This window comes from Indolivaga capnocytophagoides (assembly GCF_036511535.1).
GTDB classification, from domain to species: domain Bacteria; phylum Bacteroidota; class Bacteroidia; order Bacteroidales; family Dysgonomonadaceae; genus Dysgonomonas_A; species Dysgonomonas_A capnocytophagoides.
The window spans coordinates 3472371-3496391 of the sequence record NZ_AP028867.1; the positions used below are offsets into that span (position 1 = coordinate 3472371).

Here is a 24021-nt window from a genome sequence, read left to right on the forward strand (position 1 = left end):
TTAATTATGAGACCTTAATTTCTTTTTCTGTTGCGCATACTCCGTGCCGGAGACGATTTCTGAGATTTGGCCTCTTTTTGTACGGCTGCTCTGTTGGTTGTGCCTATGCTTCCTCCATTATTGGAAGATCCTCCTGTTTCAGCCTTCTTGGATTTACCTTTACTATTTGCCTTTGCAACAGCCTGAGTGGCTATAATCGAGTCATTTATTACCCAAAGGCTGTCGTTAAATTGCTTCAATTGAGCTTCTATCTTTTTCTCTTCTTTCTTCCGTTGCACTGCATCAGGATATTGCTGAGCCAGAGAAAGGTCTCTGACGTTTGTTGTCTTGTAAATTTCTCCTTCGAAATTATGTTTGATAAAGAAGTCATTTATAGTCTGAGTCGATGCGTTGTTGAGGCTCGATGTCATGATGGGCATACGGGCGGCATACGGACGTATGTTTTCGTAAGGAATCCAAAACATTGGATAGCGGGTGCTTTCTGCTCCGAAGTCGTCTTGTCTGAACATAACCGGACATATAGCTAAAGGTTTGACATCCACTACCGAATTGTTTTTATCGAAATACCATGCTTCTTTGATATAATAACCAAGGACCTCATTGCTAGGCATATCTACGTTTTCGACTATATATTTGCCGTTTTCTTCTTTATAAAGTATTTCGAACTGATCCAATATGTCTTTAGGTGTCTGTTTGAATTCATCGGTGAATATTTCAGTACCATCCAACTGGTATTTATATACATCCAGATTGCCCGATAGGAATTGATTAAATATCAGTGTAAAGAAATTCATTCTGCTTCCGATCGGATTTACCGGATAGTAAAGAGCCGCATTCTTCTCTTTATTCAGATCGAGAAAACGATAAATTTCACGAATCCACGGAGCATTGTCAATCTGCTGTGTTTGAGATTGATTCTTGATCTGAGCCCTAACCGATAATTGAGGTTCGGACGATTGCTGCTGGTTCTGTCTTCGGGCAATCCGCTCTCTCAGTGTTTCCTGAGCATAAACGGATGTTGTAACCAGTAGGCCACACATCATTATAGTGATTGCTAGAAATAATCTTCTCATTATCATAATGTACTGTAAAATAATAAATAGGTCTGTGACCTTATATCTTCATTCAAGGCCTGAGACCTTAATTAATTCTTACTTCAATAGCTGTCAGGTCTCTCTCGACTCCGTCTTTACCTCTTACCTTGACGTCTGAAATAAAGAAAGATTTACCTCTAGCCAATTGTCTTATCTGAGCTTTTTGTCTGTCGGAAAAGCTGCTTCCATTCGAAATTTCACGAATGGCATTGTTCATAGAATCGAAAAATACGGTACTGAAACGCAGTACCGTAAACTGTCTGTCGAGAAGTCCGTCATCTATAGAGGCTTTAACGCCGTCTGCTCCTACTATAACCGCCTTTGAGATACGTCCGCCTTTGAAACGTTTGCTGTTTCCTCCGGCGTCTTTATATTCGATATATGGAGTAGGATCGGGTAATAAGCGTACTCTGAATTCCTGATCGCTTACGAAGGCACTGCCGTTATATACCGATATTTTCATATTCGTTCCTGCTTTCGAAGGGGTAGCTATCCAATTGGCTCCCGACTTGGAAATAGAACCGTTGGTTGCACTTACTCTCAGTTGATCGTTCGACATACCCGGAACCGAAACTGTGAGAACGTTAGGTTCTCCCTGGTACAGCACATTTGCTTCTGCTACCTGAATAGTAGTTGTACGGGGTACGACATGGTATTTACTCTCAAATGATCGTACAATCGGAGATCCGTCTGGAGATGTCAGTGTAACTGTTCCTGCAAATACTTTATTTACTCCTACTGCTCCGGCCGGTATTTTGAATAATCCAGTTGTTGGATTGATTGCATTGCTACTGAATGTGAGGTTTTTAGTAGTATCGACAGCCGATAAAACAACTTGTCCTTCATAATATCCTCCGGCTGTAACAAACTGGGAATTAGGTACAACCTGAGCTTCCAGCTTATTTACCCTGAAGTCTTTAGCTCCTATATTGTCATACAAATCAGCTAAAACCTCTCCTTGAGCCGAACGTATATCACTTTGTATCTTTGTCAGGAGGGTAATGGCTGCCGATGCCGGCATTTGCTCGAAAAGGGTTTCTTCCCATTTCTTGTTATCCAAGCGTCCCTTTTTGGGCACATTGGTATTTAATCTTTCGTTGATGATTGTTTTCTTAGATTCACTTGATACAAGGTTTATAGCTATGTCCCGATATTGATTTATTTCGGTTTTTAGCTTCGTTCCCTCTTTGTTAATGCCAAGCATGATGATGGGGGCTGCATCCAGATCTTCTTTGTGTTCGATTTCGTCGAGTTTTCCGTTTTTTCCGTCTGCTTGTTTTACAATCCGTAATTTAAGATCCTGAATGTAACTTACCAGCTTATCAGATTCTTTCGAAAAATTATCTGCTTTGTTGTACCATTCGCTGGCTTTTACCGGATTCTGTTGATTTATCTGTTGTAGTTTATCGATGATCAGTTGATTTTGACCTTCGGTGCTCTTTATTGTTTGTGTCAAACCCTCTTCTACCAAGTCAAATCCATCCAGCACTTCGGACGAAACGTTGAGTGCCAGCATAGCGATAAACACCAGATACATGAGGTTTATCATTTTCTGCCTTGGAGACTTTGGATTATTTGATGCCATTTATCTTGTTTTTATGAAACGGATATTCAGTAAGTGGATTCTTTTTAGGGTTGCTGAGGCGTATTCCCTGCCTGAGGGTTAAAACCGCCGCCCATATTCATATTGCTGGTCATAGCCTGTAACAGACGGGCATATACCCTGTTAAGTTCGGCTAGTTGCTGAGCCATCTTCTCTGTTTCATTTTTAAATACGGCACTGTCTGCCATCGATCCGTCGTATAGTTTTTTTATCCGGTCGAGTCCGGCATTAATATGCTCTATCGTATTTATTTGTCCGCTTACACCTTTTAGTTGTATTTCGTATATGGTATTCAGTCCTGCAATATTACGGTTAAGGGCTTCTATCTGCGTTACATAACCTTGAGTGTTATTTCCGATGCCTTCCGAATTATCGATAATAGTTTGGAATGATTTTAACAGAGAGTCCGAAATATTACCCAGAGATTCGGTTACCTTAGCAAATTTTTCCATGTTTTCAGACATCTGGGTGAGTTGGCTTACATACCCCTCGGAGGCTCCTACCACATCAGCCGAATTCATGGTTCCGCCTGTTATGGTTGTTCCCGAAGAAACAGGATGTGAAACAGTACCTGATTGAATATTTATTCCCGATGGAGATGTTTGTACACCTTGTACATTTGACTGAGTTTGTACAACTGGTCTTGTCGCATGTGGTCTTACCGCCTCTCTGTCTGCCTTAGGTACAAAATCTTCGTTGTCGGCAAGTACGGGATATACTTCTTCCCATTTGTAATCTTTACCGGGACTTTCGAATGCCGATAATAAGAATACGATAGCTTCGGTAATCATCCCGATCATTAACATCTGGTTACCAAAAGGCAGGTGGAGTATTTTGAAAAGTGCACCTAAAATTACGATCGCAGCACCAACACTATACACTATATTGAAAAAGCGTTTACCTGTGTTGCTGTCAAGATATTTCTCTACAAAATTCTTATATCGCCTGTATTTTTTACCCATTTTGTTTTTTATTATTTAGGGTTTGTTGATTGCTTAATGAAGGTCTTTAACCTTATTTTTTTGATTTCGAAAATCCGATTTGAGTTCTTACACAACGGAATCCGATATACGAACGGGGTTGATTCTGAAATTCGGCTTCCCGCATATCTCCTCGGATGAACCGACCTACGTCTTTCCATGAGCCGCCTTTTACCACCTTCTTTTTAATGGCATAAGGATCTTCAATTGCAGCATTGTATCTGTTTTCGGGGTTCATATCACTCATCTCTTTGCTTCCGGCTTCGGTGTATTGTGTCGATGTCCATTCCGATACATTACCCGCCATATCGTACAACCCGAAAACATTCGGAGCATATGTTCCCACTCGGGAGGAAATGAGGTTTCCGTCTTTTGTGTAATTTCCTTCTCCGGGCTTAAAGTTTGCAAGAAAGCATCCTTTTTCTGACTGGGTTTCTTCCGAATCCCAAGGGTATTTGTTTTCCGAGCGTCCGCTGCGGGCTGCAAATTCCCATTCGGCTTCGGTTGGCAGACGAAATGGTTCGATATCCCTGCCTCCTCTGGCTCCGATACCCATTTTATAAAACATGGTTCGCCATTCGCAAAAAGCAGTAGCCTGTTCCCAGGTTACCCCTACCACAGGATAATCGTTATAACCGGGATGAGAGAAATACATTCTCATATAAGGTTCATTGTACGCATTATTGAAGTCATTTACCCAAACAGTTGTATCGGGGTATATATTTACGATTTTTGTATTTACGAAATCAAATAAGGAACTCAACGGCCTATTGATAGTCAGGTTCACAGGCTTACCGTTCTCATCGATAAACGCAGTATCCTTTGAGATCATAACCATCTCGTTAGGATCTACAACAATATCGGTGTTAAGTACCCGTTGAGATGGATTCAACCTGTTTTGCCGTTTTGCGGCTTCGGTATGATCAAACCATTCGTATCTGAAATTAAGCTGTTCGGGGTCGATTCCCCTTTCTCCTGTTATCGGATTTACCTTTGTTACACTGAGAAGAGCTGCTTCTGCAAATTCGTCCGGACGTTTCCATGGAATAGCTTTCTTCCAGTTAAGGTATGGCTTTACGGGGTCTCCGTATCGGTCTTCGGTTATTTTGTAGGTTTCATCATTTCCGAATGAAGGGTCAGCGAGCCTTTCTCGGATAATGGAATCTCTTACCCAGTATACAAACTGCTTATATTCTGAATTTGTTATTTCCGTATCATCCATCCAGAAAGCATCTACAGAGATACCTTTGGCACTGGCAATCTGCCCCCATAGCGAATCGCTGTCGGATGGTCCCATAGCTATGTGCCCTCTTGATACTAATACCATCCCGAAAGGAGCAGGCTCGGCCCATGACGATCCGCCTGCACCGACAAGTTCACCGCCTACGCTTCCGGCTCCTCCCGGTTTTCCGCAGGACGAAAGTATAAGCAAGGCAGAGACTGCGGTAAAAATAGATTTCTTCATATTATCTGAGAATCCGGATCCCTTTATCATAAAGTCTTGTTTCTAAGGTCTGAGACCTTTTTATTGCTTTGGTCAGAAATCAGCCAAAGCCTGTTATACATCACTTATATAAAATAGCAAGAGGCCTTTAAAGTATTCGAATACTTTTATGGCTGTTTTGTCCTTTTTTTGTCAGCCGGACGGGCATATAATAGCGTATTACAAACTCGTGAGTTCCGCTGCTGGCCTTCGATATTTCGGATGTCGACAGGTCATACGCATAACCAAGATCAAATCCGTATACGTTCATCCCGAGCAAAAATACAAAACCGTCGTCTTTTCTCCAAGATATACCGCCATTAAACGTCTTATTATATACAACTCTGGCTGTTATATCGTATTGAGTGGCTTTTGTGTCTGTTTTTATCAGGACAGACGGTTGAAATTCGTATTTCGACCGTTTGAATCTTAAGTTATAGCCTGCTGTGAAATAATATATCCTGTTGATATCAAGAACTGTATTGTCGTCGATGTCGAATTTGGGTTGTGTTAAGTGGGTCGAAGATACTCCGATATAGTATTTGGGGGTTATCCAGGATATACCGATGGCGGCGTCAAATGATTTTCCGTTTGCTTCTGCCGCAGGTACATTTTCCTCGTAGTCTTTCAACTCTTCGGGAATGCGGATTTTTGTAGCATCAAAACCGATGTTGATAAATCCGGCCTGTACTCCTATATTTAAAGTATTCTTCTTCCAGCTTTTTTTAAAGACATATTGTCCTCCGACAAACATGTTTTTGAATAACCCTATCGATTCGGTATTAACCAGTACTCCCACCCCGTGTTTTCTATCCAGAAAGCGAACCGGCATATCTGCATTGATTACAAATGTCCGCGGAGCGTGTTCTATCCCTATCCATTGCATGCGGTGGAGTGCAGATGCTTGTATGGAATCTGTTTCACCGGCAAAAGAAGGGTTGAAAAAAGTTTTTGTTCTCCAGTATTGACTGATCTGGGCATCCCATTGAGCCCGAAGGTTCATAGTGAAGCATAAAATAATCAATACAGTGAGTGCTAAACCGCCGAATCTCATTAATACGTTCTTTGAGGCTGTAAACCTCTTTATTTCTTATAAAATAAATTTTCAGGGGCTAAAAATACGCTTTTTATATTTAACTAACACAATGTATTATAATTTATTAAGGTCTCACTATAAGTTACAGAAAGTATTTAATGACGTATTTTAAGCGATAACCGACTATTGTTTCTCACTTGCAAAGTCAACAAATAGGTCTGAGACCTTAATACATTGTGCGTTATTTTATTCTGTTCAGTGTTTATTCCGGATCTTTCCAGTCTCCATTCTCTTTGATGAGTTGGACTAATCTTTCGACAGCCAAATCCGAAGGAATATTCTTTTCGATACAGGTTTGCTTTTTATACAGAGATATTTTACCCTTTTCAGCTCCAACATATCCGTAATCGGCATCAGCCATTTCGCCGGGACCGTTTACTATACAGCCCATTACTCCTATTTTCAGGTGTTTGAGGTGAGAAGTAGATTCTTTTACCCTTGCGACTGTCGATTGCAGATCGAAGAGGGTGCGTCCGCAGCTCGGACACGAAATATATTCTGTTTTACTGGTGCGTACCCGTGCTGCCTGTAAAATACCATATGCGTATGCATCAACTTTTTTATATTCGATATTTCCCGAATTCTGAAGCATCAGACCGTTTCCGAATCCATCGAGAAGTACCGCTCCTAAATCTGCAGCCGCTTTGATCTGAAGGTCTTCGGCTTCGTTTTCGTTGTATTTTCGCTGCAGGATAACGGGTATTTCGCAATCATTATTCATGAGAGTATGTATGAATGCCCGTTGTTCGCCGACACCGTTTATATGGTTGGTTGTAAGTATGATTACGATACTTTTGTCGGCTTTAAGTATTGATAAGATATCATCTGTCAGCTCAGGATAGCTCAGCCGGACAAATTTAATATCAGAATTAACTTGACCAGCCTTATTCAGATTGTCTTTAGTGAATAACGGATAGGTATTCTTCTCATTTGTCCATGTTTCGAAATCAATAATCAAAGAGATTGCCCTGGGGGTTCTTTCTGTCAGATTCTTACCGACGTAGATATAATCGGGTAAGAAGTGTACGTTAAAATCGAAATCGCCGTTTGATCTATCGGATATTATAACCGGGAGGTGATCCGCTCCGATATTGCCGACGGCATAAGTTTGTCTGCGTAATGCAGAGAATGGAGAAAAGCCCGAATTTACGGTTGCTTTTATTTCCGGATGATTTTCTCTTTCTTTTATATAATTTGCCAGTTTTTTAGCTACCGGCACTTCGTATTCGGGGTCTTCACTGAGTGATACACGAATGGTATCGCCGATTCCATCCGATAGTAAAGCTCCTATACCAACAGCCGATTTGATGCGGCCGTCTTCTCCGTCTCCGGCTTCGGTAACACCAAGGTGCAAAGGAAAAGCAAGACCTTCTGCATTCATTTTTTCAACAAGCAGCCGTACTGCTTTTGTCATCACTACAGTATTTGATGCTTTCATGGAGATGGCTATATCTCTGAAATCTTCCTCGATACATATTCGAAGGAATTCCATGCATGATTCGACCATCCCTTCGGGAGTATCTCCATAGCGGGTCAGAATACGGTCTGACAGCGAACCATGGTTGACACCTATACGGACAGCTGTTTTGTGTTCTTTGCAAATATTGAGAAAAGAAGTCAGCTTAGTGCGGATTTTGTTTATCTCGGCAGCATATTCTTCTTCTGTAAGTTCTTTTCCGTCGAAAGTTTTCGCTCCGTCTACAAAGTTCCCCGGGTTGATACGTACTTTTTCTACGTATTTTGCCGCAGCTTCGGCTGCGCGAGGGTTGAAGTGTATATCGGCGACAAGAGGTGTTGAATAACCTCTTTTTCTAATCTCTTCTTTTATGTTTTTCAGGTTTTCGGCCTCTCTTACCCCTTGTGCAGTAAGGCGTACATAGTCAGCTCCGGCTTCGATGATCCGGATAGATTGTTCGACACTGGCTTCCGTATCATTGGTATTGGTACTTGTCATCGATTGTATCCTGATCGGATTATTTCCTCCAAGCGGCGTATTGCCTATGTTGGCAACAGATGATTGCCGTCTTTTATAATTGAAAATATTCATATTAAGTTTTTTAGCTTCATACAGGATTACTTACCTGCCATTGATTTCAAAAACGTAAAACACCCGGCTTATATTATATAAACGCATCAGTATTTTAGGTAATAACAAAGGTAGATATTTTTTGTTTCAGGATTTTAATTAAGCCTTCCGATTTATATGTATTATAGATAAATACGATTGCTTATTGATGTATCCGGAAGAATTGCTCTTTTATCAGATTTGATACATGGCATTAATTTTCGGTGGTTTTGGGTGTGGATAAAAAAATAATGCCAGCCGGAAAAATTGCTTTTACCGATATATAATTATATTTGCTGATTACTAATTGTGAAAAGTATATGTGCAAGGGAAATTCATACATCTTTTACTTTTTGTGTATCTTGGGTTTGTTAGCTTTTAGTTTAGATCCGGCATCCGCACAAAAGAGAAATTCTAAAAAGAATAAGAAGAAAGTTGAGGTATCGAAAGCAGATACGGCTCAGGTTGCTAAAATAGCCCCCGGAAAATCTCCGGTGGTTCCTTTCCGTGACACTATTTTCTTTGTATACGGCAATATCGGATCTTTTACAGCAAAACAACGAGCGGAAGCTATCAATGAAAGGATCTCCAAGATGGAAGAGGATCCTTTTTTCGCAGAGGATTCAATGAAGCTTGTTGATGTAAACGGTAATATAAATATTATGTATAAGGGTGACATCATTATGAGTGTTGATACCCTCCAAGCCAGTTTCTTGAAAACTACACGTTCGGAATTAGCTCAAAACTATCTCGATGAGATTATTAGTTCCATCCAGAAGCAGCAGGATGAGACGAGTCTCAAACGTATTGCCATACAGATCGGTTATACCATTCTGATTATAGCTGTACAAGGTCTTATTATTTGGCTTATAATCAAGGGCACCCGTAGGGTGAGAGTCCTGATCTGGCTTCAGCGAGGCAGACATATAAAAAGCCTTGTAGGACTGATAGACGCTAATAAACAGGTGTATATATTAATCTTTTTGTTAAAGATATTACGCTTTTTTATCGTTATCTTTTCTCTATACTGGGGGTTATGGGCACTGTTTAAGGTCTTTCCGGCAACTATGGGATGGGCCGATCAGCTCTGGGGATATGTTGTGATTCCGTTGAGATCTATAGCTAAAAGTGTGGCTGATTATATGCCCAAACTATTTACAATTCTTGTGATAATTGTCATATTCAGGTACGGGCAGAAGTTTATCAAATCACTGGCTGATAGGGTAGCCGAAGGCAAAATCACGATTAAAGGTTTTTATGCCGATTGGGCGGTTCCTACCTATAATATTGTGAGCGGTATTTTGTATATATTTATGTTTATCTTGATATTTCCTTATCTGCCAAAATCGGATTCGCCGATATTTCAAGGAGTGTCTGTGTTTGCGGGGCTATTGCTTTCGTTGGGATCGACATCGGTTATCGGTAACCTTGTTGCAGGTCTGGTTATTACATATATGCGTCCTTTCAAAATCGGAGACCGTGTAAAGATGGATGATTGTGTGGGTAATGTAATCGAAAAAACGGCTTTAGTAACTCGGGTAAAGACATCTAAGAATGAGTTAATCACTATTCCTAATTCGAGTGTGATGAATTCCAAAACAATTAATTATTCGCAGTCTGCACGTGAGTATGGACTGATATTATATACGTCCGTAACTATCGGCTATGATATTCCCTGGACTAGGGTACACGAACTATTGAAAGAAGTTGCAAATAGGACAGAGTTGCTATTAAAAAATCCGAAACCATTTATACAGCAAGAGGCTCTTGATGAGTTTTATGTATCATATCAGCTGAATGTATATACACGAGAAGCTAACCGGATGCCGCATATTTATTCGGAACTTAAGAAACATATTCAGGATGTATTCGGTGAAGCCGGGGTAGAATTGTTATCTCCTCATTACAGAGTGAATAAAAACATAGATGAAATTCCGGCAGCTAAATAAAATTGACTAAAACTTCAATCCGAGAGATTCAATTTGCTTTTTTAAATATTCGGTATATTTCTTTGCCGAAATATAATCTAAATGTTCCCCGTCTGTCGTTCTGTATTCTGCACAGTCGGGGATATCTATATACCGGTATTGATTACGGAGGAAGTGTTTGTAAATTTCCTTACGGATTGACATAGGTCTGGGTAATCCGCATAATTGCTGCTGTATTGGCATTTCAAAAAATATAATGGTCGAACCCTGTCGACTTGCATCTTCTACATATTTTTTCAGTATATTTATTTCGGTATCGAGATTAAGGGGTATTTTATTCTGTTGCTCAATCGATTGTGTAAGCATTTTATCAAAGATATTTACTGATATCTCTGATCCTTGTTCTGTCTGTTTCGATATTATTTTCGAAAGAGTAACCTGCAATAGATAAATACCGTATGCTGTCGCTTTCTGTGCATACGGAATGGCTATAAAACCCAAGGGTTGTTTGCCATCCCTTAAAGAGATAAAATGGCGGCGGAGAGGAGTCATTAATGGATTTTCGATAGAATTTTTGAGTTCGTCATTGAGAGGACGGTCGATATGGTTTGTTTCTATAAAAATATATTTCGGATAATTTCCTTTCGCCTTTATGGTAGCCAGACCGTCTATAGCTCCCAATCCTAATAATCCCAGATTGTAAAAATGGGGTAGCATATTCATGTGTAATCTTTCAGATAACGAAGAACCTACAATGATAGCACTTATTGAGTCGTTATCTGAAAACAGATATCTTTGGGTCTTTATCTGATTGTCCTGCCATTGGTGTTCTGATACTACACGGTTTGGGTCAACTACATAAGTTACTATAAACGTATATGCACAGAATAGAATTAAAAATGTTACTAACGTTTTCTTTATCATAGTTTCTTAAAATTGAAAATATATAAACGAACCGCTTGTCCCACTATTGGTTATAATAAAAAATAGCATAACTGCATATAAAAAATGTTCTTGAGTCTGTATTCTTTTCCAGAATTTAGAATCCTTGTATAAGTATAACAGATGATATACTACTACCGGAATAGAGTATAGTATGATATACATATTGAGCTTTACATTTCCCTGATTTGTAATATTATTTCCCATTGCCTGAAAATACTTAATTACATGGCTGAAATCGGGAAGTTTGAATAATAACCAGGCAAGGGTTACCATTATAAAAACAAAGAGTCCTTTAAGTATCAATACCGATTTCGGTAGTTTGATTTTCACATTGTCGTTTACGAGCCGTTCGATAGCCAGCATTCCTCCATGGAATAAGCCCCATGTGGCATAACTCCATGCAGCTCCATGCCATAGTCCGCCTAATACCATAGTTAAAAGGAGGTTGAGGTATGTCCTAAATTTTCCTTTCCGGTTACCTCCGAGAGGAATATATAAGTATTGCATCAGGAATGTAGATAGGGATATGTGCCATCTTTTCCAGAACTCTTTGAAGGAGGTCGATATGTACGGGAAATAAAAGTTTGTTTGAAAATCGTATCCGAATAATTTTGCAAGTCCTATTGCGATCAGAGAGTATCCTGCAAAATCGGCGAATATTTGTATTGAATATCCGAATAGCATAGTGCACAGGTCGATTGTAGAGTATGCCTCAAAATAAGGATAGGCAATCCAAAAAGTGAAATTTTTGAGATTATCGGCAACTACCATTTTCAGAAAATAGCCGGTAATGAGTGTTTTGAATGCGCTTTCCCATGCTATATTTCTAAATTTTTTTTCGGCTATCTGCGGATAAAAATCGTGTGCCTTCAGGATAGGTCCTGCGATGAGGTGCGGAAAGAACGAAATAAAGAATAGAGTCCGCTGTGCATGTCTTGCTAATGAAGGGGTAACTAAAGTTGTGGTTTTATCTTCTTTTTTATCTCGCCATACATCTATAACTAAACTTATTCCTTCGAACGTAAAGAACGAAATACCTATGGGTAAAGGTATCTTGAGCAGAAAATGTCCGACAGAACTGTCAGCCGAAAATAGTGTTTGCGAAATAAGAGGACTGTATTTAAAAAAGGCTAATCCGGCAAGATTTAAGACAATACCTGAAACAGCTATTAGTTTTCTGTTTTTTTGATTTCCGTACACTACATAATAACTGGTAAGTATATTAATCGAGGCCGAAAATAATAATAATAAAGTAAACCAAGGTTCATCGTATGCATAGAAAAACAAACTGGCTATTACTAATATAGAAACCTGGTGTTTTCTTAAATAGGGCAGGTAATATATGGAGAAGGTAATAAAAAACAGAACAAGAAAGGGTAGACTCGTGAATAACATTTGATGCTAAGTGTCTGCGAATATTCAATAATACGTGAAAATAGTCCCTGTGAGAAGAAAAAGAAAAAGTTACTACATGATTTCTCGAAGTAGTAACTTTTGTTTCGTTCGGAAAGATTTTACTTTCTGATACCTAGTTCTTTGATGATAGCACGATATCTTTCGATATCTATTTCTATCAGATAGTCAAGTAAACGACGACGTTTACCTACTAACATTTTAAGAGAACGTTCAGTGTTATAATCTTTATGATTTGACTTCAAGTGATCGGTCAAATGCGAAATACGGTACGAAAACAAAGCAATCTGAGCTTCAGGTGAGCCAGTATCAGTGTTAGACTTTCCGTATTTAGCAAAGATTTCTTTCTTTTTTTCAGAATCTAAATACATGATTTCTTTTTATTTTGATTAAAATTCGGCACAAAGATAAGAGTTCTTTTCTGTTATACAAAAGATTATGATTTTTTTGACATAAAAATAAAATCTTCTCTTTTTATTCTTATGTCCACAAAGATGTAATAAACATCGGTGTTTTATCTTCTCCGCTTTCAAAACCACAGTTGTGGTAAAATGGCACCTCTTTGTTGTAGGCGATTAGTATGATTCTCATAAAGTCGCTGTACCGTTCCTTTATTCTATTTATGAGTTGTTTGCCTATGCCTTTTCCTTGATATTCGGGGGCTATGAGTAGATAATGGATATAAGCGTTCATAATGGTGTCGTCCATCGCGCTTATCAAGCCGATTAGCTTATCTCCGTCCCATGCCGAGAATACAGAGCCGGAATGTTTCATGGCTATAACTAGTTTTTCGGGATAGTGCCCCGAAGACCATTTTACAGATAAAAATAAATTCTGCAATTGCTGAGCTTTAAAATCGACGGTGTCTTTGAATGTAATGTTCATCTTGAAATTGTTTTTATTGAAATTGGGATAAATATAACGTGTCGTTTTTTTGATGGAATATGTTATATTTGAGAGATAAAGATATATTTATGTGTATTGAAATACAATAAGTTATGTTTTGTCAGAATATAACCTGAAGGTTAGTATTGTTATTTGTCAAAGAATTATGTCAGGAAAATTTGCGAAAAAAAAATTATGTTCCGAACGATGCCCCTTTAGGGTTGTAATGGATCGATTTGGAGATAAATGGTCTGTACTGATCATTAATACATTGTCGGAAAATGGGGTGATGCGTTTCACTGAATTATCATCCAGCATAGATGGTATATCCCTTAAGATGCTGTCTTCGACCCTTCGTGTGTTGGAAGAAGATGCTTTTGTGTTGAGAACAGTTTATCCCGAAGTTCCACCCAGAGTTGAATACGAGTTGACCTCATTAGGGCGGGAGATGGTGTCATATATAAAGTCTATATCTGATTGGGCTGTACAAAACATCAAAATAAAATAATAAGGGATAAACCTTTCTGTGAAAAATTCGTTTATTATATAATTTGTTTGCATTTTTCTTTCTTTAAATTGCAAACTCCATTTTACAATTCATTATATTTGTAAGGATAATTGTAAACGTGAAATATTATATATCTATCTCTACAATAAAAAATAAAATAACAAAATATTATGGACTTGATTAATCAGATTATTGAAAGGGCGAAAGCTGATAAGCAACGTATTGTATTACCTGAAGGTACTGAAGAAAGAACACTTAAAGCAGCAGATAAACTGGTGGCTGATGGTGTGGCTGACATAATTCTTATCGGTAATCCGGATGAAATAAAAAAACTTGCATCGCAGTTCGGTCTGAACAATATTGATAAAGCGACGATTGTTGACCCTAAAAACAACGCAAAGAAACAAGAGTACGCAAACTTGCTTTTTGAATTGCGTAAAGCAAAAGGGATGACACCGGAACAAGCTGCTACATTAGCTCAAGATCCATTGTATTTGGGATGTTTGATGATTAAAAACGGTGATGCCGATGGTGAAATTGCCGGTGCACAAAATACTACCGGAAATGTTTTGCGTCCTGCATTACAGATTATTAAAACAGCACCGGGTATCAGCGTAGTATCGGGGGCATTTCTGATGTTTGTAGAAAACAATCAGTATGTACCTAATGGTATTCTTGTTTTTGCAGACTGTGCTGTAACTCCTAATCCTACAGCATCTCAATTGGCTGAAATTGCAGTTGCGTCGGCGCATACAGCCAGAGCTTTGGTTGGAGAAGAACCAAAAGTGGCAATGTTGAGTTTCTCAACTAAAGGTAGTGCCAAAGACCCGATGGTAGACAAGGTCGTTGAGGCTACGGCATTGGCAAAACAAATAGATCCGTCACTTCAGATTGATGGCGAATTACAAGCCGATGCAGCATTAGTGCCATCAGTAGGAGCAAGCAAGGCTCCGGGCAGTAAGGTTGCCGGAAATGCTAATGTATTGGTATTCCCTTCACTTGAGGTTGGTAATATCGCATATAAATTGGTTCAGCGTTTAGGTGGAGCCGAAGCGGTAGGGCCTATTTTGCAGGGTATGGCAGCTCCCGTTAACGACTTGTCTCGCGGTTGCTCGGTAGATGATATTTATAAATTGGTAGCTATTGCAGCTAATCAGGCTATCGCTGCAAAGAAGAAATAGGGAAGTAGACCTTTCTCTATCATAAAACTTAATAACGGAATATATAATAATTACATATGGCTGAAATAAAAGAACCGATAGAAGGTTATGGACTAAGCAAAAAAGATGGAGAAAAAGCATTATTCTCTAAGATAGGCGTAGTCGGTTGTGGTCGCGACGGGCGTAGTATTGTAAACCTGACGGCACAATCGGGGCTCGAAGTTGTCTTTATCGAAATATCGGAAGACAAAATTCAGGATGCTCTTAGAGAGATAGAGCATAGCCTTGATACAAAGATAGAAAACTGGGGGTTAACCCAGAGTGAAAAGAGAGCGACAATGGGGCGCATAACCGGTTCGTTGGATTATGCCGATCTGAAAGATTGTGATTTCGTAATAGAGTGTATCCGCTACGAAGCGAATGGAGAACGCAGCATTGCCCTGCGTAAAGAAGTTTTCCGTAAATTGGAAGAGGTTCTTGCTCCCGATGCAGTTATTGCGACAAATGCAACAACCGTGATTATCAGTGAGCTTTCGGCAGACCTTATACATAAAGACAGATGTGTAAGCATCCATTTCCCTATACCTCACAGTGATGCCCGTCTGCTCGAAATAGTGAAGGGTATCTTCACTACATCTGAAGTGTCGGAAAAGGTCATCCGCTTTGCAAAGCTTATTAAACATATTCCTGTTGAAGTGCGCGAGAGCAGCGGTCTTGTGAGTATGCGTCTATTGGTGGTGATGTTGAATGAAGCCTGCCACATATTAATGGAAAGCCTAGCCTCCCTCGAAGATATTGATAAAGAATTTACAATCATATACGGACAGCGTTACGGTATATTTGAATTAGCGGATCTTATTGGCATAGAAAAGATTGTTATGCTGATGGAAGATATGTTCCACGAATATGGCGATAAGAAATATAAAGCCTCTCCGATATTGTGGAGACTTTATCACTCAAAACAATACGGGGCGAAAGAGAGACGTGGTTTCTATATCTATGATGAAGCCGGAAAGCAGTTGGGACCTAACAATTTAATTTAAGGTCTCAGACCTATTTTACCGTTACTTAACAAGAAGATTTATGAAAGTATTAGTATTGAACTGCGGAAGTTCATCCATAAAATATAAGCTTTTCGATATGGAAAGCAAACATGTCATAGCTCAGGGAGGAATTGAAAAGATAGGTTTGAAAGGTTCTTTTCTTAAATTCACTCATGGTGCGGACAAAGTGGTTCTTGAAGGAGAAATTCTTGAACACAAATCGGGAATCGAATATATACTTGGAGTATTGACCAGTGAAAAATATGGTTGTATAAAATCTTTGAGTGAGATTGATGCCGTGGGTCACCGTGTGGTACATGGAGGAGAAAAATTCAACAAGAGTGTGCTTATCACCGACGAAGTAATGACAAAAGTAGTCGAATGTATAGACATTGCACCTCTGCACAATCCGCCGAACCTTGCCGGTATTAATGCCGTAAAAGATTTGATGGGAGATATCCCTCAGGTAGCGGTATTCGATACGGCTTTCCACCAGACTATGCCTGCTAAGGCGTATATGTACGGATTGCCTTATTCTCTGTACGAAAAATATGCGATCAGACGTTATGGTTTCCACGGAACCAGTCACAGGTATGTGACCCGTCGTGCATGCGAATTTCTAGGAGTACCTTACGAAGATCAGAAAATAGTATCGGCTCATATTGGTAACGGTGGTTCATTGGCTGCTGTAGTGGGTGGAAAATCAGTCGATACAAGTATGGGTATGACTCCTGTCGAAGGACTTTTGATGGGAACACGTTCGGGTGATGTCGATGCCGGAGTACTTTCGTTTATTATGGAGAAAGAGAATATCGGACCTCAAACCATGTCTACTATTGTGAACAAATTCAGTGGAATGCAAGGTATATCGGGTATTTCTTCGGATATGCGTGATATTCGTGCCGCTATAGACAATGACGGTAATAAGAGAGCCGAACTGGCATTCGATATATTTACATATCGTATCCGCAAATATGTAGGAGCTTACGCTGCTGCTCTTGGCGGGTTGGATGTGCTTATTTTTACAGGAGGTATTGGTGAGAATCACTCTATTTCGAGAGAAGTGATTTGCAAAGATCTAGAATTTATGGGTATTAAACTCGACTATGATATGAATAACCAGATACATGGAGATGAGGCTGTAATCAGTGCGCCGGATTCGAAAGTGAAAGTGGTGGTTATTCCTACAGACGAAGAGTTTATGATCGCATCGGATACGATGGAGATTGTAAGTGCTTAACATATAATTGAGGGTAAGTATAACAGCAACGCTAATCAGAGTTATAACTTTCAGTTGCAGTTATACTTACCAACTCTATAAAAAGGATTGTGACCCTATATGCCAATTGGAGCAAAAAGTGTAACTTTGCGCAATATAAATAAAAGATCAAAGATCTTAACGTATTGTTACAATGGCAAAAAAGGTAAAAGAAACATCATATTTTTTTCCACCCGAGTGGTACAAACAGAGTGCTATCCAATTGACATGGCCTCATTTCGGGACGGACTGGAACTACATGTTAGAAGAAATAGTTTCGTGTTATGTGAAAATAGCACGTACTATCCTTAAATATCAGAAACTTATTATCGTATGCAGGGATGCTTCGGCTGTGAAATTTCAGTTGGAGCCTGATAAAGCTGCACTCAAGAATCTGAAATTGGTAGAACTGCCTTCGAATGATACCTGGGCTCGTGATCATGCTGGGATTTCTGTATTCAATGGAAAACAAAAACTTCTGCTCGATTTTACATTCAACGGGTGGGGACTGAAGTTTGCATCTAACTTTGATAATCAGATTAACAGAGGTTTATTTGCTAAAGAAGTTTTTGCCAAAAGTGTTAAATATGTCAATAGAAAAGACATTGTTTTGGAAGGTGGAGCTCTGGAATCTGACGGACAGGGCACTTTATTAACTACTTCGGAATGTTTACTTTCTCCCAATAGAAATTCGTCTTATACTCAAAAAGAGATAGAGCAATATCTTATCGAAACTTTCGGTCTGAAAAGAGTATTGTGGCTCGATCATGGATATTTGTCCGGAGATGATACCGATAGCCACATTGATACTCTTGCGCGTTTTTGTGACGAACATACCATCGCTTATGTGAAGTGTGATGATCAAGAAGATGAACATTACGAGGCTTTATCTAAGATGGAAGAACAGCTGCGTTCTTTTAAAGACTTTGAAGGTAATCCTTATAACCTGATAGAGCTGCCGATGGCTGCCAGAGTGATGGTAGACGGAGAACGTTTGCCGGCTACTTATGCAAACTTTTTGATAATGAATGAACTGGTGATTGTTCCGTTTTACAATACACCGAAGGATCAGGTTGCAGCAGAGCAGCTTCAGAAGGCTTTCCCTACGAGAGAGGTAATCGGCATAGATTGTTCAGCAATTATCAAACAGCATGGCTCATTGCATTGTATAACCATGCAGTATCCCGAAGGCTATTTATAAATAATATTTGATGATGAAGTGGTTTACAGTCTTGTTGTTTTGGCTGTTATCTATATCTCTCCTTGTTGGGCAGAATTGTCCTTATGTTTCTATTGACTCTTTAATCAATAAAAAGTCAATAAGACCTTTTAATGGAGTTATTCTTATCCACCGGAAGGGAAAAGTGGTTTATTCTTCACAAAAAGGATATTCGGATATTGAGAAAAAAATAGCATTATCTGACAATGACCGATTCGTCATAGGTTCTGTTTCGAAACAGATTACAGCCGTGATGATTTTGAAAGAGTTTGAGAAAGGGCGTGTTAAGCTAGATAAGGCAATAAAAAATTATTTGCCCGAATTGACGCAAGGTTGGGCTGACTCGGTAACTATTCACGATTTACTTTGTCATACTCATGGCATAGTTGATATGAATAAACCAAGTGTATTTCCTAACGGCGAAAAATTTTTGTATTCTCAAATCGGATATAAGTTATTGACAGATATATTGGAGCACTTGAATCATAAAAGTTTTCTTGATCAGTCGGACTCATTATTCCGTAGTATAGGAATGAACAATACTTTCCATCCGGATTCAAGAAGTTCTCTAAATTTGGTGAAATCCTACAGAGAAGACAATGGTTCTATAGTCGAGGAAAAGGAAAATACGAAAGGTGTGATTGTTGCCGCAGGAGGTTTTATCTCAACCGTACAAGATCTTTTTATTTGGAATGAAGCTCTCTTTGGTGATAAACTTTTGAGGAAAGAAACTCTAGACCTGATGGTAACGAAACAGTCGAATGCTGTCAGAAATCATCCCATCTTTGGGCAATTACAGTATGGGTATGGCATTACAGTTGATACGTCAGAGGATCTTATCCAATTGGGACAGACAGGATATATTCCCGGTTTTGTTTCTATGGATTTTTATTTTCCTGAATACGAAACAGGAGTAATAGTTCTTGAGAATATCGATTATGACACAGATAACATAAAGAAAACATTTTTCTATCATACGTGCATTTTAGATCTAGTGAGAAATTCTCTGATTGAGAATTAAGAATTTTATCTATAATAAGGAAATCCGGGAGCATAGATTGGTTCTGTAAATAACTATAAATAGAAATAATTAAGATTTGTCTTATTAAAAAGGAAAAGGATACAACTAAAAAAAGTATACTTTTGTGTAACCTTTGTAACCTTTTGATATTATAAGGCTGATTATTAAAAACTGATTCACGTTGTTAAATAATTAGGTCTCTGACCTTAAAATAAGATTTATGAAAGTAGGAATCGTGCAACAAGCTAATTCGGCAGATATCGCTTCGAATGTAGGCAAGTTGAAAGAAAACATAACAAAACTAGCAAAACAAGGAGCAGAACTCGTTGTATTACAAGAATTGCATAACTCATTGTATTTCTGCCAAACAGAAGAGACTTCTGTATTTGATCTGGCAGAAAGCATTCCTGGTAAATCAACCGACGAATTCGGGACGTTAGTGAAAGAACTAGGCATTGTATTGGTTCTCTCTTTATTCGAAAAGAGAGCTCCCGGCTTATATCATAATACAGCTGTTGTGATTGAAAAAGACGGAAGCATTGCAGGTAAGTACCGTAAAATGCATATACCGGATGATCCTGCGTATTATGAGAAATTTTACTTTACACCCGGAGATTTGGGATTTCAGCCGATTGAAACATCTTTAGGTAAATTAGGCATATTGGTTTGCTGGGATCAGTGGTATCCCGAGGCAGCCCGTTTGATGGCTTTAGCCGGAGCTGAGGTATTGATTTATCCAACAGCTATCGGATGGGAATCAACAGATACTCAAGATGAGAAAGACCGTCAGAGAAATGCGTGGGTCATATCCCAGCGGGGACATGCAGTAGCCAATGGCTTGAATGTGATATCGGTAAACAGGGTAGGGTATGAACCCGATCCATCGGAACAAACTAACGGCATTAGTTTTTGGGGCAGTAGTTTTGTCGCAGGTCCACAGGGAGAAATCCTTTGGCAGGCATCAAATGATAAAGAAGAAACACAAATAATAGATGTTGATATGAAACGTTCGGAAGATGTTCGGCGCATCTGGCCATTCTTTCGAGATCGTCGTATTGATGCATTCGGAGATATTACACGCCGATTTATTGATTAATTTTTAGGGAGATTTACAATATATAGAAGATTCCTGCGTTTTTGTTTTGCAAAGACACTTATACTGTTCATGGAAAATATAAAATTATACAACATTCTTATCATTGTTGGGGCTTGCATAGCATCTGTTATTATAGAAATGATGGTGTTGCCGCGTATTATCTATATCGCAAAGAAGAAGCGATTGTTTGACTTACCCGATAAGAGGAAGAAGCACAGTGAGCCGATTCCCCGTTTAGGAGGAATTTCTTTTACTCCTGTAATCTTATTGGTCAGTCTTTTCTGCCTTTTTATCCGGTTTATATTTCAATTCTGGGATGAGGAGCTTTTCTTCTATCGTATTCCTGAAACTATATTGCTGGTTTGCGGATTATTGATTATTTATTTATTGGGAGCGAAAGATGATTTAGTCGGAGTAGGTTTCAAAAAGAAATTTGTGATACAATTCATCGCATCGTTGTGTATCGTAGGAAGCGGTGTGTATATAAATAATCTATATGGTCTTCTAGGCTTCCACGAAATACCCGGTTTTATAGGTGTAGTTCTTAGTATCGGCTTGATCATGTTTACGACTAATGCTATAAACCTCATTGATGGAGCGGATGGTTTAGCTTCGGGTATCAGTGCTGTAGCTTTGCTTATATATGGCATAATGTTTTCGATATACGGCATGTGGACATACGCAGGTATTGCTTTCATTACACTGGGTTTGCTTGCTCCATTTTTCTATTACAATTTTGCTCATCCGACAAGAAAGATTTTTATGGGAGATACCGGATCGTTAACACTTGGTTTCCTATTGGCTTTTATGATTCTTCGTATTGCTAAATATCCACCTGCAGTCGAGATCGTTCCTGGCGGGTTGATTCTTTTGGTTCTGTCCGCATTATTCATACCTCTTTTTGATGCCTTTAAGGTGATGGTTGTACGTATCGCAAAGGGCAAAGGTCCTTTCTCTCCTGACAGAAATCATATTCACCATAAACTTATCGACTTGGGATTTTCTAAGAAAAAGGCTGTTTTTCTGATCGTTATGACTGGAGCTTTGCTTGTTGTTGCAAACTGGATTCTGTTGTGGTATCTTGATTGTAATGTATTACTGATTCTGGATCTTTCGGTTGGGGTACTCGTTAATGTGTTTATATACAGAAGAATTAAAAGAAAAGAATACCGAAAACAAAGACAGGTCGAGGAAGAATTACTTGAGTTAGACAGCTAACCCCAATGTATAGATACTGACCCTGCAATTTTCGCAGCTAAGCAATAGTTTGGCACATATTTCGAGCGTAGAGCCGGTAGTCACAACATCATCTATAAGAAGAATATGTTTGTTCTTATAGATGGTTTTGTTTTTTAGATCAAATATCCCTTCTGTATTTTGCCATCGTTTGAAACGTGAGTTTTTGGTTTGAGATGGATTGTTTATTATACGGATCAGATTTCCGACATCTATTTTAATCCCTGTTTTGTCGGATATGCCTTTCGAAAGAGCCAGAGCCTGATTGTATCCCCGTTGTTTTAGTCTTTTCGGATGTAAGGGGACAGGGACGATATAATCTATATCTGAGAATTTATCTCCGTTTTTCATTATCTCCTTCCCGCAAAGTTCGCCCATCATTATAGCCAGCTGATAGTTTTCTTTATATTTGATTTGATGAACAATCTTTTGCAATATTCCTCCTTTGACATAGTAGGCGAATGACGCCATGTGGACAAATGGGAATCTTCCCGCAAAGAATACCTCCAGCTGATTGTTAGTTTCATTCAGATGATTAGTCTTTGGTATGTCAAGAAGGCAATTCAGGCAAAGGTGTTTTTCTTGTTCTATAAGAAGCCGTTTGCAAGAAACACATAAGCGGGGGAAGAACAACTCGATGAAGTTATTCCAGATAGTATTCATCATCAGTATTGGTCTTTAGTATTTTATGAAGGCACTTCTGTATTTGGTCATAAGAGTATCCACGGCCAAGAGCAAAGCGGATAAGCTTGTTCCTTTTGTCGTATTCATCTTTCCCTTTTGTGGTTTTGGCTTTAGAGGTTAATACTTTCAGCAGGGAATCTTCAAAAGCGTCTGATTCAAATTCATCGAAGCAGCGAGAGATGGTTTGTTCTGATATCTGCTTCTTTTTCAGTTCGAAGCTGATCTTGATTCGTCCCCATTTATTAAAAAGCAGTTTGTCTTTGATAAAAGACCGGCAAAAACGGTCTTCATTCAGGTAGTTTTCTTTTTTAAGCCGGCTTATGATACGTTGGGCTTCATCCGGTTGCAGTTCCCAAAGGGATAGTTTGCGGCGGACGTCCGATTCGGCTCTTTCGGCTTTAGAACAATATGCGGCGGCTTTTACCAGAGCTTGACTTTCTGAATATTTCATTGAGCTTGTGCTATTTGTGAAACAACTATGCGGTCATTGCCCGAAAGATCTCTTACGATTCTTATATTAGTAAATCCTTTATCGGCAAGCATTTCTTTGGTATCCTGTCCTTTTTGCTGATTTATTTCGAAGTATAATCTTCCATTTGGTTTTAGCCGTTTGAGGGCGATATCGGCAATTCGTTCGTAGAATATCAGTCCATTATCGTCCGGGACAAATAGTGCAGAGTGGGGCTCGTATTCCAGAACATTTTTGTGCATAACCTCTTTTTCGGAATCCAATATGTAAGGAGGATTACTTACTATTATATCCAGACTAAGCTCGGGGGGGATGTCTTGTAACACATCGACTTTATTGAATTCGATTTTAGTATGATTGATCTCTGCATTTCTTTTAGCAACTTGCAAAGCGGGTTCGGAAAAATCCCATGCATAAACAGATGATTCCTGCATATGTTTTTTCAGAGCAATGGCTATGCATCCGCTGCCGGTTCCTATATCAAGTACTGATACCTTTTTGTCTGTGTTTTCTGATAGTATAAGCTCTATCAACTCTTCTGTTTCGGGTCGTGGAATGAGCACGTTTTTATCTATAAAGAAGGGCAGCCCGAAAAATTCCGTTTCTTCTAATATATATTGTATAGGTTCATATGTTTGAAGACGTTGTATAATCTTATCTATTATTTGTTCTTGTGCTGGTGTTATTTTTTTACTTTTGTCAGATAAAAGAATCGGAACAGAATATCCGGTTACCTGTTCGATGATTAGTCGACCTAAGTTTACAATCTCATTTTCGGGATATATTCCTGAAAGAGAATCTTGTATTTTTTGAATTATATTTTGCATAAAGACAA

Annotated in this window: 22 protein-coding genes; 9 read left to right on the top strand and 13 right to left on the bottom strand. The window is 39.0% G+C overall.

Annotation, left to right across the window (positions count from 1 at the left end):
- Positions 1-14 precede the first annotated feature (14 nt).
- The 6 genes from porN to AABJ51_RS14040 all read right to left on the bottom strand — a co-directional run bounded on the left by porN (position 15) and on the right by AABJ51_RS14040 (position 8303).
- Entirely contained in the window at positions 15-1073 is a 1059-nt protein-coding gene (gene porN, locus AABJ51_RS14015; protein ID WP_026627169.1) for a type IX secretion system ring subunit PorN/GldN, read from the bottom strand.
- 67 nt (positions 1074-1140) lie between these two features.
- Positions 1141-2679 (bottom strand): type IX secretion system motor protein PorM/GldM, encoded by a 1539-nt coding sequence (gene porM / locus AABJ51_RS14020; protein ID WP_338373004.1) that lies wholly within the window; start codon positions 2677-2679, stop codon positions 1141-1143.
- Between the two features lie 44 nt (positions 2680-2723).
- Positions 2724-3659 carry a type IX secretion system motor protein PorL/GldL gene (gene porL, locus AABJ51_RS14025; protein WP_338373005.1) on the bottom strand — a complete coding sequence of 312 codons (936 nt, stop codon included), beginning with the start codon at positions 3657-3659 and terminating at the stop codon, positions 2724-2726.
- A 52-nt stretch (positions 3660-3711) separates the two neighbouring features.
- A complete protein-coding gene (gene porK / locus AABJ51_RS14030) occupies positions 3712-5142 on the bottom strand; it encodes a T9SS ring complex lipoprotein PorK/GldK (protein WP_434781400.1) in 1431 nt (476 codons plus the stop codon).
- Between the two features lie 127 nt (positions 5143-5269).
- On the bottom strand, positions 5270-6214 hold the full coding sequence (locus tag AABJ51_RS14035) for a PorP/SprF family type IX secretion system membrane protein (RefSeq protein ID WP_134435554.1): 945 nt from the start codon (positions 6212-6214) through the stop codon (positions 5270-5272).
- A 244-nt stretch (positions 6215-6458) separates the two neighbouring features.
- Positions 6459-8303, bottom strand: a complete 1845-nt coding sequence (locus AABJ51_RS14040) for a 4-hydroxy-3-methylbut-2-en-1-yl diphosphate synthase (protein WP_026627165.1) — start codon at positions 8301-8303, stop codon at positions 6459-6461.
- A 338-nt stretch (positions 8304-8641) separates the two neighbouring features.
- Between AABJ51_RS14040 and AABJ51_RS14045 the strand changes: the two genes are divergently transcribed.
- On the top strand, positions 8642-10270 hold the full coding sequence (locus tag AABJ51_RS14045) for a mechanosensitive ion channel family protein (protein ID WP_338373008.1): 1629 nt from the start codon (positions 8642-8644) through the stop codon (positions 10268-10270).
- A gap of 6 nt (positions 10271-10276) precedes the next feature.
- Here AABJ51_RS14045 and AABJ51_RS14050 read toward each other — a convergent pair whose 3' ends face one another.
- The 4 genes from AABJ51_RS14050 to AABJ51_RS14065 all read right to left on the bottom strand — a co-directional run bounded on the left by AABJ51_RS14050 (position 10277) and on the right by AABJ51_RS14065 (position 13492).
- Positions 10277-11173 carry a hypothetical protein gene (locus tag AABJ51_RS14050; protein ID WP_321577296.1) on the bottom strand — a complete coding sequence of 299 codons (897 nt, stop codon included), beginning with the start codon at positions 11171-11173 and terminating at the stop codon, positions 10277-10279.
- A gap of 6 nt (positions 11174-11179) precedes the next feature.
- Positions 11180-12481 (bottom strand): MBOAT family O-acyltransferase, encoded by a 1302-nt coding sequence (locus AABJ51_RS14055; protein ID WP_338373009.1) that lies wholly within the window; start codon positions 12479-12481, stop codon positions 11180-11182.
- Positions 12482-12708: 227 nt separating this feature from the next.
- Positions 12709-12978: a 30S ribosomal protein S15 gene (gene rpsO, locus AABJ51_RS14060; RefSeq protein WP_338373011.1), complete on the bottom strand. Its 270-nt coding sequence runs from the start codon at positions 12976-12978 to the stop codon at positions 12709-12711.
- 109 nt (positions 12979-13087) lie between these two features.
- Complete coding sequence (locus AABJ51_RS14065) at positions 13088-13492, bottom strand: GNAT family N-acetyltransferase (RefSeq protein WP_338373012.1); 405 nt, start codon at positions 13490-13492, stop codon at positions 13088-13090.
- A 166-nt stretch (positions 13493-13658) separates the two neighbouring features.
- Between AABJ51_RS14065 and AABJ51_RS14070 the strand changes: the two genes are divergently transcribed.
- The 8 genes from AABJ51_RS14070 to AABJ51_RS14105 all read left to right on the top strand — a co-directional run bounded on the left by AABJ51_RS14070 (position 13659) and on the right by AABJ51_RS14105 (position 22015).
- On the top strand, positions 13659-14000 hold the full coding sequence (locus AABJ51_RS14070; RefSeq protein WP_338373013.1) for a winged helix-turn-helix transcriptional regulator: 342 nt from the start codon (positions 13659-13661) through the stop codon (positions 13998-14000).
- A 170-nt stretch (positions 14001-14170) separates the two neighbouring features.
- The gene (pta, locus tag AABJ51_RS14075; RefSeq protein WP_026627159.1) at positions 14171-15181 is read left to right on the top strand and encodes a phosphate acetyltransferase; all 1011 of its coding nucleotides are present in this window, start codon (positions 14171-14173) and stop codon (positions 15179-15181) included.
- A gap of 56 nt (positions 15182-15237) precedes the next feature.
- Positions 15238-16203: a 3-hydroxyacyl-CoA dehydrogenase family protein gene (locus AABJ51_RS14080; protein WP_026627158.1), complete on the top strand. Its 966-nt coding sequence runs from the start codon at positions 15238-15240 to the stop codon at positions 16201-16203.
- A gap of 40 nt (positions 16204-16243) precedes the next feature.
- Positions 16244-17443, top strand: coding sequence for an acetate/propionate family kinase (locus tag AABJ51_RS14085; protein ID WP_026627157.1), 1200 nt, complete (start codon positions 16244-16246; stop codon positions 17441-17443).
- 172 nt (positions 17444-17615) lie between these two features.
- On the top strand, positions 17616-18662 hold the full coding sequence (locus AABJ51_RS14090; RefSeq protein ID WP_338373016.1) for an agmatine deiminase family protein: 1047 nt from the start codon (positions 17616-17618) through the stop codon (positions 18660-18662).
- Positions 18663-18672: 10 nt separating this feature from the next.
- The gene (locus AABJ51_RS14095) at positions 18673-19701 is read left to right on the top strand and encodes a serine hydrolase domain-containing protein (protein WP_338373017.1); all 1029 of its coding nucleotides are present in this window, start codon (positions 18673-18675) and stop codon (positions 19699-19701) included.
- Between the two features lie 220 nt (positions 19702-19921).
- On the top strand, positions 19922-20797 hold the full coding sequence (locus tag AABJ51_RS14100) for a carbon-nitrogen hydrolase (RefSeq protein WP_338373019.1): 876 nt from the start codon (positions 19922-19924) through the stop codon (positions 20795-20797).
- 69 nt (positions 20798-20866) lie between these two features.
- Positions 20867-22015: an MraY family glycosyltransferase gene (locus AABJ51_RS14105; RefSeq protein WP_338373020.1), complete on the top strand. Its 1149-nt coding sequence runs from the start codon at positions 20867-20869 to the stop codon at positions 22013-22015.
- Here AABJ51_RS14105 and AABJ51_RS14110 read toward each other — a convergent pair.
- From AABJ51_RS14110 to prmC, 3 genes are read right to left on the bottom strand one after another with little or no spacing between them, the layout of a single operon-like run.
- Positions 22004-22699 carry a ComF family protein gene (locus AABJ51_RS14110; RefSeq protein ID WP_338373022.1) on the bottom strand — a complete coding sequence of 232 codons (696 nt, stop codon included), beginning with the start codon at positions 22697-22699 and terminating at the stop codon, positions 22004-22006. The genes AABJ51_RS14105 and AABJ51_RS14110 overlap by 12 nt on opposite strands.
- Positions 22677-23168 (bottom strand): regulatory protein RecX, encoded by a 492-nt coding sequence (locus AABJ51_RS14115; protein WP_338373025.1) that lies wholly within the window; start codon positions 23166-23168, stop codon positions 22677-22679. Before AABJ51_RS14115 ends, AABJ51_RS14110 begins: the two co-directional genes overlap by 23 nt.
- The gene (gene prmC / locus AABJ51_RS14120; protein ID WP_338373027.1) at positions 23165-24013 is read right to left on the bottom strand and encodes a peptide chain release factor N(5)-glutamine methyltransferase; all 849 of its coding nucleotides are present in this window, start codon (positions 24011-24013) and stop codon (positions 23165-23167) included. Before prmC ends, AABJ51_RS14115 begins: the two co-directional genes overlap by 4 nt.
- Positions 24014-24021 lie beyond the last annotated feature (8 nt).

Coding starts and splice junctions, on each gene's coding strand:
- porN (WP_026627169.1), bottom strand. CDS start 1,073: ATGAGAAGATTATTTCTAGCAATCACTATAATGATGTGTGGCCTACTG.
- porM (WP_338373004.1), bottom strand. CDS start 2,679: ATGGCATCAAATAATCCAAAGTCTCCAAGGCAGAAAATGATAAACCTC.
- porL (WP_338373005.1), bottom strand. CDS start 3,659: ATGGGTAAAAAATACAGGCGATATAAGAATTTTGTAGAGAAATATCTT.
- porK (WP_434781400.1), bottom strand. CDS start 5,142: ATGAAGAAATCTATTTTTACCGCAGTCTCTGCCTTGCTTATACTTTCG.
- AABJ51_RS14035 (WP_134435554.1), bottom strand. CDS start 6,214: ATGAGATTCGGCGGTTTAGCACTCACTGTATTGATTATTTTATGCTTC.
- AABJ51_RS14040 (WP_026627165.1), bottom strand. CDS start 8,303: ATGAATATTTTCAATTATAAAAGACGGCAATCATCTGTTGCCAACATA.
- AABJ51_RS14045 (WP_338373008.1), top strand. CDS start 8,642: ATGTGCAAGGGAAATTCATACATCTTTTACTTTTTGTGTATCTTGGGT.
- AABJ51_RS14050 (WP_321577296.1), bottom strand. CDS start 11,173: ATGATAAAGAAAACGTTAGTAACATTTTTAATTCTATTCTGTGCATAT.
- rpsO (WP_338373011.1), bottom strand. CDS start 12,978: ATGTATTTAGATTCTGAAAAAAAGAAAGAAATCTTTGCTAAATACGGA.
- AABJ51_RS14065 (WP_338373012.1), bottom strand. CDS start 13,492: ATGAACATTACATTCAAAGACACCGTCGATTTTAAAGCTCAGCAATTG.
- AABJ51_RS14070 (WP_338373013.1), top strand. CDS start 13,659: ATGTCAGGAAAATTTGCGAAAAAAAAATTATGTTCCGAACGATGCCCC.
- pta (WP_026627159.1), top strand. CDS start 14,171: ATGGACTTGATTAATCAGATTATTGAAAGGGCGAAAGCTGATAAGCAA.
- AABJ51_RS14080 (WP_026627158.1), top strand. CDS start 15,238: ATGGCTGAAATAAAAGAACCGATAGAAGGTTATGGACTAAGCAAAAAA.
- AABJ51_RS14085 (WP_026627157.1), top strand. CDS start 16,244: ATGAAAGTATTAGTATTGAACTGCGGAAGTTCATCCATAAAATATAAG.
- AABJ51_RS14090 (WP_338373016.1), top strand. CDS start 17,616: ATGGCAAAAAAGGTAAAAGAAACATCATATTTTTTTCCACCCGAGTGG.
- AABJ51_RS14095 (WP_338373017.1), top strand. CDS start 18,673: ATGATGAAGTGGTTTACAGTCTTGTTGTTTTGGCTGTTATCTATATCT.
- AABJ51_RS14100 (WP_338373019.1), top strand. CDS start 19,922: ATGAAAGTAGGAATCGTGCAACAAGCTAATTCGGCAGATATCGCTTCG.
- AABJ51_RS14105 (WP_338373020.1), top strand. CDS start 20,867: ATGGAAAATATAAAATTATACAACATTCTTATCATTGTTGGGGCTTGC.
- AABJ51_RS14110 (WP_338373022.1), bottom strand. CDS start 22,699: ATGATGAATACTATCTGGAATAACTTCATCGAGTTGTTCTTCCCCCGC.
- AABJ51_RS14115 (WP_338373025.1), bottom strand. CDS start 23,168: ATGAAATATTCAGAAAGTCAAGCTCTGGTAAAAGCCGCCGCATATTGT.
- prmC (WP_338373027.1), bottom strand. CDS start 24,013: ATGCAAAATATAATTCAAAAAATACAAGATTCTCTTTCAGGAATATAT.